Origin of the sequence: Acidovorax sp. (assembly GCF_016783915.1) — a bacterium.
Taxonomy (GTDB): domain Bacteria; phylum Pseudomonadota; class Gammaproteobacteria; order Burkholderiales; family Burkholderiaceae_C; genus Acidovorax.
Genome location: NZ_JADHVT010000113.1, coordinates 1 through 16169, shown reverse-complemented (window position 1 = coordinate 16169; position 16169 = coordinate 1). Strand labels below are relative to the sequence as shown.

Here is a 16169-nt window from a genome sequence, read left to right as displayed (position 1 = left end):
TGGCGCTCACCACAAAGGCCAGCAACCCCTGCTGGCCATCGAGCTGGCCTCGGTCGAACACGAACTGCGCCGGGTGCTCTGCCGTGTTGCGCAGCGCCAGCATGGGCAGGGGCAAGCGCGCGCCGCTGGCGTGGGCGTATACGGTGGTGATGGCTTCAAACCGCAGGGCATTGGCGGTGGCGCTCCAGCGGGCGGCAGCGGCCAGGCCCGCCGTGCTGGCAAGGCCATCGACCAGGCGCGCGGCCTCCCACGAGGGGCAGGCCAGGGTGATGTGGTCGAAGGAGTCGGCTGCTTCGGCGCCCTGCGCTGTACCGACGGCGCCCACAGCCCCCACCAATTGCCAGCGCCCGCTGGCCAGGGGCACGAGCCGCTGGATGCGTTGGCCGGTGACCACCTGGCCGCCTTGCTGCACCAGCCAGCGCACCGCAGCCTTGGGGAACAGCGCGCCCAGGTCGGTGCGTGGCAGCAACAGGTTGGAGCCGCCGCGCCCGCTGAACAGGCTGTCCTGCAGCACCCGCAAAAACACCTGGCCGCTGGCCTCGCGTGCGGGGGTGTTGAGTGCCGACACGCACAGCGGGTCAATGAACTCGGCCATCAGCCGGGGCGTGAGCGGGGCACACAGGTCTGCCACCGATGTGTGGGGCGCGCAGCGAAAGCCGCGCAGCTGCCAGGCGGTGGCCGTGCGCAGCAGGGCGATCTTGTCTTGCCAGCCCCAGCCTTTGGCACGCACGATGCCCAGCAGCGCATCGAACGGCGGGGGCAGGTCGGGCAGTTGCAGGCCTTGGCCATCGGGAAACGGCAGGGTCAGCGGCAGGCGCAGCAGTATGGTGTCGGGGTCCACGCCCACCAGTCGCATCAGGCGCAGGCTCTCGGCGTAGGCGCCAATCAGGATGTGCTGGCCGTTGTCCAGCGTGGCCGCCGTGCCGTCGGGCAGCGTACCCGGCACGGCGCGGGCGCGGCCACCCACGGTGCGCGTGGCCTCGAACACGGTGACCTGGCGGCCCGCCTGCCGGTGGGCGATGGCCGCAGCCATGCCGGCCCAGCCAGCCCCGATGACGGCGACTTTTTGCGGTGCCACGCTGCGGCTACATCCTGCCCAGGGCCTGCATCTTCCAGGCCAGCCAGAACTTGCGCAGCGGCGTGAGGCGGATGCGCTGGTGCAGCACCTGGAAGTTTTCGTGCTCGATCTCGCGCAGCAAGGTGCGGTAGATGCTGGCCATCATCAGGCCTGGCTTTTGGGTGCGGCGGTCCGCGTCGGGCAACAGGGCAAAGGCCTCGTCGTACAGTTTGTGCGCGCGCTCGGCCTGAAAACGCATCAGCGCGGTAAACCGGTCGGAGTACTGGCGTTTGAGGATCTCGTGCGCCTTCACGTCGAACTGCTGCAGCTCGCTGACGGGCAGGTAGATGCGGCCCAGCATGGCGTCTTCGCCCACGTCGCGGATGATGTTGGTGAGCTGGAACGCCAGGCCCAGCCGGTGGGCGTATTCGGTGGTGCGCGGGGCGGTCTGGCCGAAGATGCGCGCGGCGACTTCGCCCACGATGCCCGCCACGAGGTGGCAGTAGCCCTTGAGGCCTGCGAAGTCCAGGTAGCGGGTCTGCTCCAGGTCCATCTGGCAGCCGTCGATCACGGCCTGCAGGTGGCGCTGTTCGATGCCGTAGTCGGCCGCCAGCGGCATCAGCGCCAGCATCACCGGGTGTGTGGGCTGGCCTGCGTACGCCTTGGTCACTTCAGCCTGCCACCAGGCCAGCTTGGTGCGGGCCACGCCGGGGTCGCTCACTTCATCGACCACATCGTCCACCTCACGGCAGAACGCATAAAACGCCGTGATGGCCGCGCGACGCGGCGCGGGCAGAAAGAGAAAGGCGTAATAGAAGCTGCTGCCCGAGGCCACGGCTTTTTGCTGTACGTACTGCTGCGGTGTCATGGGGCGAGATTGTCCCATGGCGCACCAATGCGGGCGGCGTGGCGGGGTTTGAGGCGTTTTGGCGCTGATGCGCTAGTGCAGCATGGCTTTGTTGCTATTCAATAGATAGCGATAAAGCGTTGACGCTACAAGGCGTTCAGGCGGCCAGGCTCAGCATTCGACCACATTCACCGCCAGCCCGCCGCGCGATGTTTCCTTGTACTTGACCTTCATGTCCGCGCCGGTCTGCATCATGGTCTTGATGACCTTGTCGAGCGAGACCACGTGCTGCCCGTCGCCGCGCAGCGCCATGCGGGCAGCGTTGATGGCCTTGATGGCACCCATGGCGTTGCGTTCGATGCACGGGATCTGCACCAGCCCGCCCACGGGGTCGCAGGTCATGCCCAGGTTGTGTTCCATGCCGATCTCGGCCGCGTTCTCGACCTGCTCGGGTGTGCCGCCCATCACGGCGGCCAGTGCGCCAGCGGCCATGGAGCAGGCCACGCCCACTTCGCCCTGGCAGCCCACCTCGGCGCCGGAGAGCGATGCGTTCTCCTTGTAGATGATGCCGATGGCGCCTGCGGTGAGCAAAAAAGTGGCAATGCCGTCATCGTTGGCCGGGATGGGGCCCTGCAGAAAGTTGACGTAGTAGTGCAGCACGGCCGGGATCACGCCTGCCGCACCGTTGGTGGGCGCCGTCACGACGCGGCCGCCAGCGGCGTTTTCTTCGTTCACGGCCATGGCGTACAGGTTCACCCAGTCCAGCATGGAGAGTGGGTCGCGCAGGGCAGCCTCGGGCGAGCGGCTGAGGTTCTTGTGCAGCTCGGCGGCGCGGCGGCGCACATGCATGGGGCCGGGCAGGGTGCCGGTGCTGGCGCAGCCGCGCTGCACGGCGCCTGCCATGGTCTGCCAGATGGCCAGCAGCTGGCGCCGCACCTCGGCCGGGCTGCGCCAGTGCTGTTCGTTGGCGGCCATGAGCTGGGCCATGCTCAGGCCCGTAGTGCGGCACTGCGCCAGCAGCTCGGCCCCGGTGCGGAACGGGTGTGGCAGGCCCTTGCCATGGCCTGCGGTATCGGCGCCGGCGCTGGCGGGCGTGTTGAGCACGCGCTGGCCCGCCGCATCGACCACAAAGCCGCCGCCCACCGAGTAATAGTCGCGTTGCGCAATCGTCTGCCCCCGCGCGTCGTGCGCGTGGAACGTCATGCCGTTGGGGTGCAGCGGCAGGCTTTTGCGGCGAAACAGCAGGTGGTCTTTTTCGACAAACGGCACGGCGTGCTCGCCCAGCAATGCCAGCGTGCCGCTCTGGCGGATCTGCGCGATGGTGGGGTCGATCTGGTCGGGGTCGATATGGTCTGGCTCATGCCCGGCCAGACCCAGCAGCACGGCGCGGTCGGTGCCGTGGCCTACGCCGGTGGCCGAGAGGGAGCCGAACAGCTCCACGCTCACTTGGTGCACCGCCGCCAGGCCGACGGTGTCGCGCACATGGCAGGCAAATTGCCGCGCCGCAATCATGGGCCCCACGGTGTGGGAGCTGGACGGCCCGATGCCGATCTTGAAGAGGTCGAAAACGCTGACGGACATAGTGGGGGGTGACCCTGGGCTCTGAGAACCAGTGTTAAAGGTGCCTCAGCGCTTGTGGCGCGCGGGCACGGGCCAGCAGGGTGGGGTGTTGGCCGCCGCCCTGCCACGGTGGCCGCGAGGCTAACCGGGTGCAGTGGCCGCGGCATGCTCGCAATCCCTGCCCCTGCCGGGTCAAGGGCGAGAGGCATTCCAATAATTCGCTATCAATTAAGTAGCTTTTGGCGTATATGAATCATGCGCTACAGGCCGTTTGGGCACTGCGTGGTGCGCTGGCAGGCCAATGTGTGAGCCCGCCTTGTGGCCCATGAATCTTTCTTACATCACCAGCGCGCGGCCCAGCATCACGCACCAGTCCCAGCCACGGAGCTTGGGCCGGGTGTGCAGGCTGCCCCCTTTGAGCACATCGATCTTGTCGAGGATGCGCAGGCCGCCTTGCACCACCAGCCGCAGCTCCCAGCCGGCGCGGCCCGGCAGGCGGTGCACCAAGGGGGCGCCGCTTTGCATCGTGGTGCGCGCCCAGTGGGCGCAGTCGGCAATCAGGCGGGCGTTCTCGCGGGTGCTTTGCAGCGCCAGCAGCTCGGACTGGCAGGCGCCATACGCTACGCAGTCGGAGCGCGGCAGGTAGTGTCGGCCCCGGGGAATGTCCACGGACAGGTCCTGCCAGAAGTTGATGAGCTGCAGCGCCGTGCAGATGGCGTCGCTCTGGCGCAGCGCCTCGGCGTCGTGCACGCCATACAGGTGCAGCAGCAGCCGGCCCACGGGGTTGGCCGAGCGGCGGCAGTAGTCCAGCAGCTCGTCGCGGTCGGCGTAGCCCTCGCCGTCACGGGTTTTTTCGACGTCCTGGGCAAACGCACTCAGCAGGTCTTCCAGCAGTGGCATGGGCAGCTGGTGGCTGCGCAACACGCCTTGCAGCGGCAAAAACACGCTGGCCCAGCGGGGCGAGGGCGCCTGGCCCTGGGCAATCGCGCGCAAATCGGCCAGGTAAGCGGCCAGGTCAGCCAGCCGGGCGGCGGGCAGGGCATCGCCTTCGTCGGCAATGTCGTCGGCCGTGCGCGCAAAGCCGTAGATGGCGGCAATCGGCTGGCGCAGGCGGGGCGGGCACAGCAGGGATGCTACGGGGAAGTTTTCGTAATGGGTGACAGGAGGCGCCACCGCATCAGTTGCAGTGGGCTGTGGCGCGGAGGCTGCGTTGGGGTGGGGAGAGGGGCTGGGACGGTCGTTCACACCCCGGATTGTCGCTTGACAAGCTCAAGGGCTTCTCATAGATTACTAACCGGTCAGTCAGTAATCATAAAAACCAATCCAGTGGGGGACAAGGCGGCTGGCCCCTGCATCTGTTCACAAGCGCCCTGCATGGCTGCGGGTGGCTGGTTGGCGGGTGTCTGGTGTACTGTCGCTGCGCGGGCACTCCGGCCTGCGTCTTGCTTGCTGATCCTTGTGGCCCCTTCTTTTTTCACCGGATTTCCCATGCGCACATCCTCCGCCCTGCGGCCCTCCTCACGGCATTCCAGGCTTTTGCTGGTGCTGGCCACCGCTACCGTGCTGGCCGCCTGTTCGCGTCCCGCACCGCCTGAGGAGCCCGTGCGCTCCGTCAAGCTGATGACGGTGGGCGTGGGCGCGCTGCAGTCCAGCCTGGAGTATTCGGGCGAAGTGCGCGCGCGGGTGGAGTCGCGCCTGGGCTTTCGCGTGGCGGGCAAGATCGTGCAGCGCCAGGCCGAGCTGGGCCAGCGCGTGAAGGCCGGGCAGGTGCTGGCGCAACTGGACCCCAAGGACTACCAACTGGCGGCTGACGCCGCGCGTGCGCAACTGGCATCGGCCACTACGCAGCGTGATCTGGCGGCGGCGGACCTCAAGCGCTACCAGGCGCTCAAAGACCAGAACTTCATCAGCGGTGCCGAGCTGGAACGCCGCGAGGCCACGCTCAAGGCCGCCCAGGCTACGCTGGACCAGGCGCGCGCGCAGCTGTCGTCGCAGGGCAACCAGGCGGCCTACACCACGCTGGTGGCCGACGTGTCCGGCGTCGTGACGGGCATCGATGCCGAGCCGGGCCAAGTGGTGTCGGCCGGTGCGCCGGTGGTGCGCATTGCGCAAGACGGCCCGCGCGACGTGGTGTTTGCTGTGCCCGAGGACAAGGTGGCGCAGATCACGACGGGCTCCGAGGTGGCTGTGCGCGGCTGGTCTGGCGGCGCGACCCTGACGGGCCGCGTGCGCGAAGTGGCTGCCAGCGCCGACGCTGCGACCCGTACCTTCCAGGTCAAGGTGGCCATTGACGCTGCGGACGCCCCTGCGCTGGGCGCCACCGTGTACGCCACGCCCAAGGCACTGAGCCATGCCGGCATTGCCGCCATCAAGCTGCCCACGAGCGCCCTGCGGCAGGAGGGCCAGTCCACCGCCGTGTGGGTGTACGACCCCGCGACCAGCACCGTCAAGTCGCAGGTGGTGCAGATTGCCACGGCCGACGGCAACGACGCCGTGGTGGCTGCAGGCCTGACCCCCGGCATGCAGGTGGTGGCTACCGGCGTGCATGTGCTGTCCCCAGGCCAAAAAGTGATGGTATATCAGCCCAAAGTGGCGCAAGCGCCGGTGAATAAAGCGCAGACAGCTCCTGAAACTGTAGCGATGCCTGCGGTGCCATCAGCTTCTGTGGCTCCCGCCGCACCCGCCACCGCCACGGCGTCTGCCGCCAACTGAGGCCTGCCATGACGCAAATCCAACCCAAAGAGGGGTTCAACCTCTCCAAATGGGCGCTCGACCATCCCGCCCTCACGCGCTACCTGATGGTGGTGCTGATGCTTCTGGGCTTTGCCGCCTACTTCCAGCTGGGGCAGGACGAGGACCCGCCCTTCACCTTCCGCGCTATGGTGGTGCGCACGTATTGGCCCGGCGCCACGGCGCAGCAGGTGGCCGAGCAGGTCACCGACAAGATCGAGCGCACGCTGCAAGAGGTGCCCTATGCGGACAAGATCCGCAGTTATTCGAAGCCCGGCGAGTCGCAGATCATTTTCCAGATCAAGGACTCGTCCAAGGCGAGCGAGGTCGCCAACGTCTGGTACAGCGTGCGCAAGAAGGTGGGCGACATGCGGTACACCTTGCCGCAGGGCATCCAGGGCCCGTTCTTCAATGACGACTTTGGGGATGTGTATGGCGTGATCTATGCGCTGGAGTCCGAGGGCTTCAGCTACGCCGAGCTCAAACAATTTGCCGACGACGCTCGCCAGCAGCTGCTGCGCGTGCCCGATGTGGCCAAGGTCGAGTTGTTTGGCGTGCAGGACGAGAAGCTGTTCATCGAAATCTCGCAAAAGCGCCTGTCGCAACTGGGCCTGGACATGAACCAGGTGCTGGCCCAGCTGGGCCAGCAAAACGCCGTGGAGAGTGCTGGCGCCATCCAGACCCCGCAAGACCAGGTGCAGGTGCGCGTGCAAGGCCAGTTCAACGCCATCGAGGACCTGCGCGCGATGCCGATCCGTGGCCCGTCGGGCGCGCAGCTGCGGCTGGGCGATATCGCCGAAGTGCAGCGCGGCTATGTGGACCCACCGGGCGTGAAGGTGCGCCACCAGGGGCGCGAGGTGATTGCGCTGGGTGTCTCCATGGCCAAGGGTGGCGACATCATTGCGCTGGGCAAGGCCCTGCACACCACCACCGACCGCATCGCTGGCACGCTGCCGGCGGGGGTGAAGCTGGTCAACGTGCAAGACCAGCCCAAGGCGGTGTCCACCTCGGTGAATGAGTTCGTCAAGGTGCTGATCGAGGCCGTGGTCATCGTGCTGGCCGTGAGCTTCATCAGCCTGGGTCTGCACAAGCGTCCCGGCAACCAGCCCTTGTGGAAGCGCTGGTACATCGACCCGCGCCCGGGGCTGGTGGTGGGTATCACCATCCCGCTGGTGCTGGCGGTGACCTTCCTGGCCATGTGGTACTGGGGTATCGGCCTGCACAAGATTTCTCTGGGCTCGCTCATCATCGCGTTGGGGCTGCTGGTGGACGACGCCATCATTGCGGTGGAGATGATGGTGCTGAAGCTCGAAGAGGGCTACGACAAGGTGCGTGCCGCCACGTTTGCCTACGAGATCACGGCCATGCCGATGCTGACGGGCACGTTGATCACCGCAGCCGGCTTTCTGCCCATTGGCATCGCTAAGTCGGTGACGGGCGAATACACCTTTGCCATCTTCGCCGTGACGGTGATTGCGCTGGTACTGAGCTGGATCGTGTCGGTGTACTTTGTGCCGTACCTGGGCACGCTGCTGCTCAAGGTGCCGCCCCATGTGCTGGCCGCCCAGGCCAACAAGGGCGTCACGGACGACCCGCACGAGGTGTTCGACAGCCCGTTCTACACGGCCTTCCGCCGTCTGGTGAACTGGTGCGTGGAGCACCGCTGGATCACCATTGGCGCCACGGTGCTGACGTTTGCGCTGGGCATCGTGGGCATGGGCAAGGTGCAGCAGCAGTTCTTCCCTGATTCCAGTCGGCCCGAGATCCTTGTGGATATCTGGTTCCCCGAAGGCACATCGTTCGCAGGCAACGAGGCCGTCACCAAGCGCGTGGAGCAGCGACTGCTGTCCGAGCCAGGCGTGAACACGGTGAGCACCTGGGTGGGCTCTGGCGTGCCACGGTTCTATCTGCCGCTGGACCAGGTGTTCCCGCAGAGCAACGTATCGCAGTTCATTGTGGTGCCACAGGACCTGAAGATTCGTGAATCGCTGCGCGTGAAGTTGCCCGCGCTGCTGGCGCAGGAGTTCCCGGAAGTGCGTGGGCGCGTCAAGCTGCTGCCCAACGGCCCGCCGGTGCCGTACCCCGTGCAGTTCCGCGTGGTGGGCCCCGACCCGCTGGTGCTGCGTGAGCGTGCGGACGAGGTCAAGTCCCAACTGCGCCAGAACCCCAACATGCGCGGGGTGAACGACAACTGGAACGAGTCCGTGAAGGTGCTCCGCCTGGAGGTGGACCAGGCCAAGGCGCGCGCCCTGGGGGTGACCAGCCAGTCCATCGCGCAGGCGTCCAAGACCATCCTGTCGGGCACGCAGGTGGGCCAGTACCGCGAGGGCGACAAACTCATCGACATCCTGCTGCGCCAGCCGCTGGATGAGCGCAACGCCATCACCGACATTGCCAATGCCTACCTGCCCACGGCCTCTGGTAAGTCGATCCCGCTCACACAGATCGCCAAGCCCGTGTTCACCTGGGAGCCGGGCGTGATGTGGCGCGAAAACCGCGACTACGCCATCACCGTGCAAGGCGATGTGACCGAGGGCCTGCAGGGCGCCACGGTGACGGCAGCGCTGCAGCCGGCACTGAAGGAGATCGAGGCCAAGTGGCGCTCGGCGGGGCAGACGGGCTACCGCATCGAAGTGGCGGGCGCTGTGGAGGAAAGCTCCAAGGGATCGGCCTCGATCGCGGCGGGCATCCCCATCATGCTGTTCATCACCTTCACCTTGCTCATGCTGCAACTGCACAGCTTCAGCCGGGCGATGCTGGTGTTCCTGACTGGGCCGCTGGGCCTGGCGGGGGTAGCGGCGGCGCTGCTGCTGCTCAACCGCCCCTTTGGCTTTGTGGCGCTGCTGGGGGTGATTGCCCTCATGGGCATGATCCAGCGCAATTCGGTGATCCTGATCGACCAGATCGAGCAGGACCGCGCCCGGGGTGTGCCCGCCTGGGATGCCATTGTGGAATCGGCCGTGCGCCGTCTGCGCCCCATCGTGCTCACCGCCGCTGCCGCCGTGCTGGCCATGATCCCGCTGTCGCGCAGTGTGTTCTGGGGGCCCATGGCCGTTGCCATCATGGGCGGGCTGGTGGTGGCCACGGTGCTCACGCTGCTGGCACTGCCTGCAATGTATGCGGCCTGGTTCCGTGTCAAACGCCCTGTTCCGGAGGTTCCTGGCATTGCTTGACGGATGGGGCGCCCGCATCAGGTAAAATAGAAGGTTGACCGATTTCACGCAGGCGGCAGCTGAGGTTGCCGCCTGTTTGTTTGTAGAACCGCGCGGGTGGCGAAATTGGTAGACGCACCAGGTTTAGGTCCTGACGCCAGCAATGGTGTGGGGGTTCGAGTCCCCCCCCGCGCACCACCCATGTGAGACTTTGCGGAACACGGCGCTGCTGCGCTGCAGCCAGCACGATCCACATTCATAAGAGGAATAGCCATGGCCGTTACTGTTGAAACCCTTGAGAAGCTCGAGCGCAAGATCACGCTGAGCGTGCCCGTCACCCTGATCCAGTCCGAAGTGGACACGCGCCTCAAGCGCCTTGCCCGCACGGTCAAGATGGACGGTTTCCGTCCCGGCAAGGTGCCCATGAACGTGGTGGCCCAGCGTTACGGCTACTCGGTGCAGTACGAAGTGCTGAACGACAAGGTGGGTGAGGCCTTTGCCGTGGCTGCCAATGAAGCCAACCTGCGTGTTGCCGGCCAGCCCCGCATCACTGAAAAAGAAGGCGCCCCTGAAGGCCAGGTGACTTTTGACGCCATCTTCGAAGTGTTCCCCGAAGTCAAGATTGCTGACCTGTCGGACGCCGAAGTCGAAAAGCTCTCGTCTGAAGTGACGGACAGCGCCATCGACAAGACCATCGACATCCTGCGCAAGCAGCGCCGCAGCTTCGCCCAGCGCGCCATTGACGCCGCTGCCCAAGACGGTGACCGCGTGACCGTGGACTTCGAAGGCAAGATCGATGGCGAACCCTTTGACGGCGGCAAGGCCGAAGACTTCCAGTTCCTGGTTGGCGAAGGCCAGATGCTCAAGGAATTTGAAGACGCGGTGGGTGGCATGAAGTCCGGCGAAAGCAAGACTTTCCCCCTGGCGTTCCCCGCTGAGTACCATGGCAAGGACGTCGCTGGCAAGACCGCCGACTTCCTGGTGACCATCAAGAAGATCGAAGCGGCCCACCTGCCCGAAGTGAATGACGCTCTGGCCAAGTCGCTGGGCATTGCCGACGGTTCCGTGGATGGCCTGCGCGCCGACATCAAGAAGAACCTGGAGCGCGAAGTCAAGTTCCGCTTGCTGGCCCGCAACAAGGCTGCCGTGATGGACGCCCTGGTGTCCAAGGCCGAGTTGGACCTGCCCAATTCCAGCATCCAGGCTGAAATTGCCCGCCTGATGGAAGGTGCCCGCGCCGAACTCAAGCAACGTGGCATCAAGGACGCCGACAAGGCCGAGATCCCTGAAGACGTGTTCCGTCCCCAGGCCGAGCGCCGTGTGCGCCTGGGCCTGGTGCTGGCCGAGCTGGTGCGCGCCAATGAGCTGCAGGCCAAGCCCGAGCAGCTCAAGGCCCACATCGACGAGCTGGCCGCCAGCTACGAGAAGCCCGAAGACGTGGTGCGCTGGTACTTCGGTGACCGTCAGCGCCTGGCCGAAGTCGAAGCCGTTGTCATCGAAAACAACGTGACCGAATTCGTACTGTCCAAGGCCAAGGTGGTCGAGAAGGCTATCTCCTTCGACGACCTGATGGCGCAGCAGGGCTGATAGGCCCTCGGGTCGGGTGGTCTGCCTCGTGCAACTGCCCGGTTATGGTTGTCAAGACACACCAGGGGCTTGTGCTTTCGTGCACAAGCCCCAATTCATTTCTGGGTACAGTACCTGCTTGACTGGAGAAATACATGAGCGCATTGGAAACACAAGGCCTGGGCATGGTCCCCATGGTCATCGAGCAGTCGGGCCGTGGCGAACGGTCCTATGACATCTACTCGCGCCTGCTCAAGGAACGCGTGATTTTTCTGGTGGGTCCGGTCAATGACCAGACTGCCAACCTCGTGGTGGCGCAGCTGCTGTTCCTGGAGAGCGAAAACCCCGATAAGGACATTTCGTTCTACATCAACTCGCCCGGCGGTTCGGTGAGCGCCGGCATGGCGATTTTTGACACCATGAACTTCATCAAGCCCGATGTCTCGACCCTGTGCACCGGCATGGCGGCCAGCATGGGTGCATTCCTGCTGGCGGCGGGCGCCAAGGGCAAGCGTTTTGCGCTGCCCAACTCCAAAGTCATGATCCATCAGCCACTGGGCGGCATGCAAGGCCAAGCCACCGAGATCGAGATCCACGCCCGCGAGATCCTCAAGACCCGCGAACAGCTCAACAAGATCCTCGCCGAGCGCACCGGACAGCCGCTGGAGAAGATCCAGCGCGACACCGAGCGTGACTATTTCCTCTCGGCCGACGAAGCCAAGGACTATGGTCTGGTCGATCAGGTGATCAGCCAACGCGCCTGATCGCCTGAGGGCGACGAAGCGGCGTTTTCCCGAGGGGAAGACGCCGTTTTTTATTTGGTTATCATCCCGACAACTTTCCGAAACAAGCAAGGCATTGCCCCCATGGCCGAGAAAAAAGGCTCTTCCAGCGAAAAAACCCTTTACTGCTCTTTTTGCGGCAAAAGCCAGCATGAAGTGAAGAAGCTGATCGCCGGTCCGTCGGTCTTTATCTGCGACGAGTGCATTGACCTGTGCAACGAGATCATCCGCGACGAACTGCCGGCCGGTGACCTGGCCCGAGAAGGCCGCAGCGACCTGCCCACGCCGGTCGAGATCAAGGCCAACCTCGACAACTACGTGATTGGCCAGGACGTGGCCAAGCGCACGTTGGCGGTGGCGGTGTACAACCACTACAAGCGCCTGCGCCACAAGGACAAGGCCCACAAGGACGACGTGGAGCTGTCCAAGAGCAACATCCTGCTGATTGGCCCCACGGGTTCGGGCAAGACGCTTTTGGCCCAGACCCTGGCGCGCATGCTGGACGTGCCCTTTGTGATGGCCGATGCCACCACGCTGACCGAGGCTGGCTATGTGGGCGAGGACGTGGAAAATATCGTCCAGAAGCTGCTGCAAAGCTGCAACTACGAAGTCGAGCGTGCCCAGCGAGGCATCGTCTACATTGATGAGATCGACAAGATCTCGCGCAAGTCGGACAACCCGAGCATCACTCGCGATGTGTCTGGTGAGGGCGTGCAGCAGGCGCTGCTCAAGCTCATCGAAGGCACCATGGCCAGCGTGCCGCCACAAGGTGGTCGTAAGCATCCGAACCAGGACTTTTTGCAGATCGACACGACCAACATCCTGTTCATCTGTGGTGGTGCGTTTGCAGGGCTGGAGAAGGTCATCGAGAACCGCACCGAGGCCTCGGGTATCGGCTTTGGCGCATCGGTCAAGAGCAAGAAGCAGCGGTCGCTGACCGAGGTGTTCACCGAAATCGAACCCGAAGACCTGATCAAGTTCGGCCTGATTCCTGAACTAGTGGGCAGGATGCCCGTCGTGACGGCACTGGCTGAACTGAGTGAAGATGCGTTGGTGGAGATCCTGACTGAGCCGAAGAACGCGCTGGTCAAGCAGTACAGCAAGCTCCTGGCCATGGAAGGCGTGGACCTCGAAATCCGCCCCGCTGCCCTGAAAGCCATTGCCCGCAAGGCGCTGGCCCGCAAGACAGGCGCTCGCGGCCTGCGTTCGATCCTGGAGCAATCGCTGATCGGCACAATGTTCGACCTGCCCAATACCAGCAACGTCGAGAAGGTGGTGGTAGATGAATCCACCATCGAAGAAAACAAGCCGCCGCTGCTTGTATACCGCGAAGCGGCCAAAAAGGCCTGAGAAGACCGGAGCGGGCGCCTTGTTGTCGCCCTTTGAACCATCAACCCTTGCGCCAGTACGGCTGCGTGCAAGGGTTGAAAATCCCCACATGTGGACCCACTTCCACAGAGTACTTTGAGGATTTCCATGTCCGGACATACCCCCCTGCCAGCCACCCCTATTGATCTGCCGCTCTTGCCTTTGCGCGATGTGGTGGTATTCCCTCACATGGTGATCCCGCTTTTCGTGGGCCGCCCCAAGAGCATCAAGGCCCTTGAGATGGCCATGGAGGCCGACCGCCGCATCATGCTGGTGGCCCAAAAAGCCGCTGCCAAGGATGAGCCCTCGGTGGCCGACATGTTCGATGTGGGATGTGTCTCCACCATCTTGCAGATGCTCAAGCTGCCCGACGGCACCGTGAAGGTGCTCGTGGAAGGCCAGCAGCGCGCCCTGGTAGCTTCCATTGAAGATGCGGAGACGCATTTCATGGCCACCGTGACGCCGGTGGAGGCGACCCCCGAAGCCAACAAGCCCAGCGAAATCGAGGCCCTGCGCCGCGCGGTGATGCAGCAGTTTGACCAGTACGTCAAACTCAACAAGAAGATCCCGCCGGAAATTTTGACTTCCATCTCCAGCATTGACGACCCAGGTCGTCTGGCGGACACCATCGCCGCGCACTTGCCCCTCAAGCTCGAGAACAAGCAGGTGGTGCTGGATCTTTCGGATGTGAAGGCGCGCCTCGAAAACCTGTTCGAGCAGCTTGACCGCGAGGTGGACATCCTCAACGTGGACAAGAAAATCCGTGGCCGCGTCAAGCGCCAGATGGAGAAGAACCAGCGTGACTTCTATCTGAACGAGCAAGTCAAGGCCATCCAGAAGGAATTGGGCGAGGGCGACGAAGGCGCAGACATCGAGGAGATCGAGAAAAAGATCAAGTTGGCCAAGATGCCGGCCGAGGCGCGCAAGAAGGCCGAGGCCGAACTCAAAAAGCTCAAGCTGATGTCGCCCATGTCGGCCGAAGCGACGGTGGTGCGCAACTACATTGACGTGCTGACCGCTCTGCCGTGGAGCAAGAAGACCAAGATCAAGCACGACCTGGTCAACGCCGAGGGCGTCCTCAACGAAGACCACTACGGCCTCGATAAGGTCAAGGACCGCATCCTTGAATACCTCGCGGTTCAGCAGCGTGTGGACAAGGTGAAGGCGCCTATCCTGTGCTTGGTGGGCCCTCCTGGCGTGGGCAAGACCTCGCTGGGGCAGTCGATCGCCAAGGCCACCGGGCGTAAGTACGTGCGCATGGCCCTGGGCGGCATGCGCGACGAGGCCGAGATCCGTGGACATCGCCGCACCTACATCGGTGCGCTGCCGGGCAAGGTGCTGCAGAGCCTCTCGAAGGTGGGCACACGCAATCCGCTGTTCTTGCTGGACGAGATCGACAAGCTGGGTACCGACTTCCGGGGCGACCCGTCCAGCGCGTTGCTGGAGGTGCTGGACCCCGAGCAGAACCACACCTTTGGCGACCACTACGTCGAGGTGGACTTCGACCTGTCCGACGTGATGTTTGTCGCCACATCGAACTCGATGAACATTCCACCGGCATTGCTCGACCGCATGGAAGTGATCCGCCTGTCGGGTTATACCGAAGACGAGAAGACCAGCATCGCCATGAAGTACCTGCTGCCCAAGCAGCTCAAGAACAATGGCGTGAAGGACGAAGAGCTGCTCATCACCGAGCCTGCCGTGCGTGACATGGTGCGTTACTACACCCGCGAGGCGGGCGTGCGTTCACTGGAGCGGGAGCTGTCCAAAATTTGTCGCAAGGTGGTCAAGGGCCTTCAGCTCAAGAAGCTGGAGCCGCAGGTGGTCGTCACGGCTGACAACCTGCCGGACTTTTTGGGCGTGCGCAAGTACACCTACGGCCGTGCAGAGCTGCAAAATCAGGTGGGGCAGGTGGTAGGCCTGGCCTGGACCGAGGTGGGCGGCGATCTGCTGACCATCGAGGCGGCCATCATGCCCGGCAAGGGGGTGATCACGCGCACAGGTTCGCTGGGCGATGTGATGAAGGAATCTGTAGAGGCTGCCCGCACTGTCGTTCGCAGCCGTGCGCGCATGCTGGGCATCAAGGACGAAACGTTCGAAAAGCGCGACATCCACATTCACGTGCCAGACGGCGCCACGCCCAAGGATGGCCCGAGTGCGGGCGCGGCGATGACCACTGCATTTGTTTCGGCGCTTACCGGTATTCCTGTGCGCGGTGACGTGGCGATGACGGGTGAGATCACGTTGCGTGGCGAGGTCACGGCCATCGGTGGCCTCAAGGAAAAACTGCTGGCCGCGCTGCGGGGGGGCATCAAGACCGTGCTGATCCCCGAGGAGAACGTGAAAGACCTGGCCGAGATTCCAGACAACGTGAAAAGCGGACTGGAGATCGTGCCCGTGCGGTGGATCGACAAGGTGCTGGAGGTAGCTCTGGAGAGCAAACCCGTGCCGCTGACGGATGAAGAAGTTGCAGTGGCAGCTGCTGCGGTGCCTGTGTCCACAGACAAGGCAACCGTGTCATCCGCCACGTCCGATGGATTGAAACATTGAAGCAAAATTTTTTGGAGACCCCCAAAAAATGCGCTATAATTCATTCCATCGCAGCAAACGTTGTACAATGTGAGGCTTCGGTAAAATGCGGGAATAGCTCAGTTGGTAGAGCGCAACCTTGCCAAGGTTGAGGTCGAGAGTTCGAGACTCTTTTCCCGCTCCAATTTCCACAAAAAAGGGAAGCATTTGCTTCCCTTTTTTGTCAGGGGAATGCGAATTCCTGGCGCGGTAGCAAAGCGGTTATGCCCCGGATTGCAAATCCGGTTAGTCCGGTTCGACTCCGGACCGCGCCTCCAGATATGGTCTGCAGCAGTGAAGCGATCAAAGCCTCTGGGCCGAGACGTTCGCAGGGATCGTGTCGATGGATGGTAGTTGGATGGAAATTTTTTGGCTTGCAATCGAATACGGCCAAAAATAGTTATATAATGTGAGGCTTGCTGATAAGCGCTAACGGAAACGTTAGAGAAATCAGAAAATGCGGGAATAGCTCAGTTGGTAGAGCGCAACCTTGCCAAGGTTGAGGTCGAGAGTTCGAGACTCTTTTCCCGCTCCATATT

The 16169-nt window shown here is 63.7% G+C and carries 10 protein-coding genes and 4 tRNA genes; 10 read left to right on the top strand and 4 right to left on the bottom strand.

Features of this window, described 5'->3' with window-relative positions; genetic code table 11:
• The 4 genes from ISS20_RS17920 to hpnC all read right to left on the bottom strand — a co-directional run.
• Nucleotides 1-1033 (bottom strand): FAD-dependent oxidoreductase (locus tag ISS20_RS17920; RefSeq protein WP_291438287.1); only part of this gene is annotated, 1033 nt, incomplete at its 3' end.
• A 52-nt stretch (nucleotides 1034-1085) separates the two neighbouring features.
• A complete protein-coding gene (gene hpnD, locus ISS20_RS17915; RefSeq protein WP_291438286.1) occupies nucleotides 1086-1925 on the bottom strand; it encodes a presqualene diphosphate synthase HpnD in 840 nt (279 codons plus the stop codon).
• Between the two features lie 150 nt (nucleotides 1926-2075).
• On the bottom strand, nucleotides 2076-3485 hold the full coding sequence (locus tag ISS20_RS17910; protein WP_291438284.1) for an L-serine ammonia-lyase: 1410 nt from the start codon (nucleotides 3483-3485) through the stop codon (nucleotides 2076-2078).
• Between the two features lie 315 nt (nucleotides 3486-3800).
• Entirely contained in the window at nucleotides 3801-4637 is an 837-nt protein-coding gene (gene hpnC / locus ISS20_RS17905) for a squalene synthase HpnC (protein ID WP_291438285.1), read from the bottom strand.
• A 315-nt stretch (nucleotides 4638-4952) separates the two neighbouring features.
• On the opposite strand from hpnC, the gene ISS20_RS17900 reads away from it, so the two are divergent.
• From ISS20_RS17900 to ISS20_RS17855, 10 genes are all read left to right on the top strand, one after another.
• A complete protein-coding gene (locus ISS20_RS17900) occupies nucleotides 4953-6176 on the top strand; it encodes an efflux RND transporter periplasmic adaptor subunit (protein ID WP_291438283.1) in 1224 nt (407 codons plus the stop codon).
• Between the two features lie 8 nt (nucleotides 6177-6184).
• Complete coding sequence (locus ISS20_RS17895; RefSeq protein ID WP_291438282.1) at nucleotides 6185-9367, top strand: efflux RND transporter permease subunit; 3183 nt, start codon at nucleotides 6185-6187, stop codon at nucleotides 9365-9367.
• Between the two features lie 90 nt (nucleotides 9368-9457).
• Nucleotides 9458-9544 (top strand) — tRNA-Leu (locus ISS20_RS17890).
• A gap of 75 nt (nucleotides 9545-9619) precedes the next feature.
• The gene (gene tig, locus ISS20_RS17885; RefSeq protein ID WP_291438281.1) at nucleotides 9620-10933 is read left to right on the top strand and encodes a trigger factor; all 1314 of its coding nucleotides are present in this window, start codon (nucleotides 9620-9622) and stop codon (nucleotides 10931-10933) included.
• A 134-nt stretch (nucleotides 10934-11067) separates the two neighbouring features.
• Complete coding sequence (gene clpP, locus ISS20_RS17880; RefSeq protein WP_015014885.1) at nucleotides 11068-11676, top strand: ATP-dependent Clp endopeptidase proteolytic subunit ClpP; 609 nt, start codon at nucleotides 11068-11070, stop codon at nucleotides 11674-11676.
• A 102-nt stretch (nucleotides 11677-11778) separates the two neighbouring features.
• Nucleotides 11779-13044: an ATP-dependent Clp protease ATP-binding subunit ClpX gene (clpX, locus tag ISS20_RS17875; protein WP_291438280.1), complete on the top strand. Its 1266-nt coding sequence runs from the start codon at nucleotides 11779-11781 to the stop codon at nucleotides 13042-13044.
• 126 nt (nucleotides 13045-13170) lie between these two features.
• Nucleotides 13171-15612, top strand: coding sequence for an endopeptidase La (gene lon / locus ISS20_RS17870; RefSeq protein WP_291438279.1), 2442 nt, complete (start codon nucleotides 13171-13173; stop codon nucleotides 15610-15612).
• 87 nt (nucleotides 15613-15699) lie between these two features.
• Nucleotides 15700-15775, top strand: a tRNA-Gly gene (locus tag ISS20_RS17865).
• Between the two features lie 59 nt (nucleotides 15776-15834).
• A tRNA-Cys gene (locus ISS20_RS17860) sits at nucleotides 15835-15908 on the top strand.
• Between the two features lie 181 nt (nucleotides 15909-16089).
• Nucleotides 16090-16165 (top strand) — tRNA-Gly (locus tag ISS20_RS17855).
• The last annotated feature ends 4 nt before the right edge of the window (nucleotides 16166-16169 follow it).

What these genes read in the sequence shown, in the direction of transcription:
- hpnD (WP_291438286.1), bottom strand. Translation starts at nt 1,925, where the DNA reads ATGACACCGCAGCAGTACGTACAGCAAAAAGCCGTGGCCTCGGGCAGC.
- ISS20_RS17910 (WP_291438284.1), bottom strand. Translation starts at nt 3,485, where the DNA reads ATGTCCGTCAGCGTTTTCGACCTCTTCAAGATCGGCATCGGGCCGTCC.
- clpX (WP_291438280.1), top strand. Translation starts at nt 11,779, where the DNA reads ATGGCCGAGAAAAAAGGCTCTTCCAGCGAAAAAACCCTTTACTGCTCT.
- lon (WP_291438279.1), top strand. Translation starts at nt 13,171, where the DNA reads ATGTCCGGACATACCCCCCTGCCAGCCACCCCTATTGATCTGCCGCTC.
- clpP (WP_015014885.1), top strand. Translation starts at nt 11,068, where the DNA reads ATGAGCGCATTGGAAACACAAGGCCTGGGCATGGTCCCCATGGTCATC.
- ISS20_RS17895 (WP_291438282.1), top strand. Translation starts at nt 6,185, where the DNA reads ATGACGCAAATCCAACCCAAAGAGGGGTTCAACCTCTCCAAATGGGCG.
- ISS20_RS17900 (WP_291438283.1), top strand. Translation starts at nt 4,953, where the DNA reads ATGCGCACATCCTCCGCCCTGCGGCCCTCCTCACGGCATTCCAGGCTT.
- tig (WP_291438281.1), top strand. Translation starts at nt 9,620, where the DNA reads ATGGCCGTTACTGTTGAAACCCTTGAGAAGCTCGAGCGCAAGATCACG.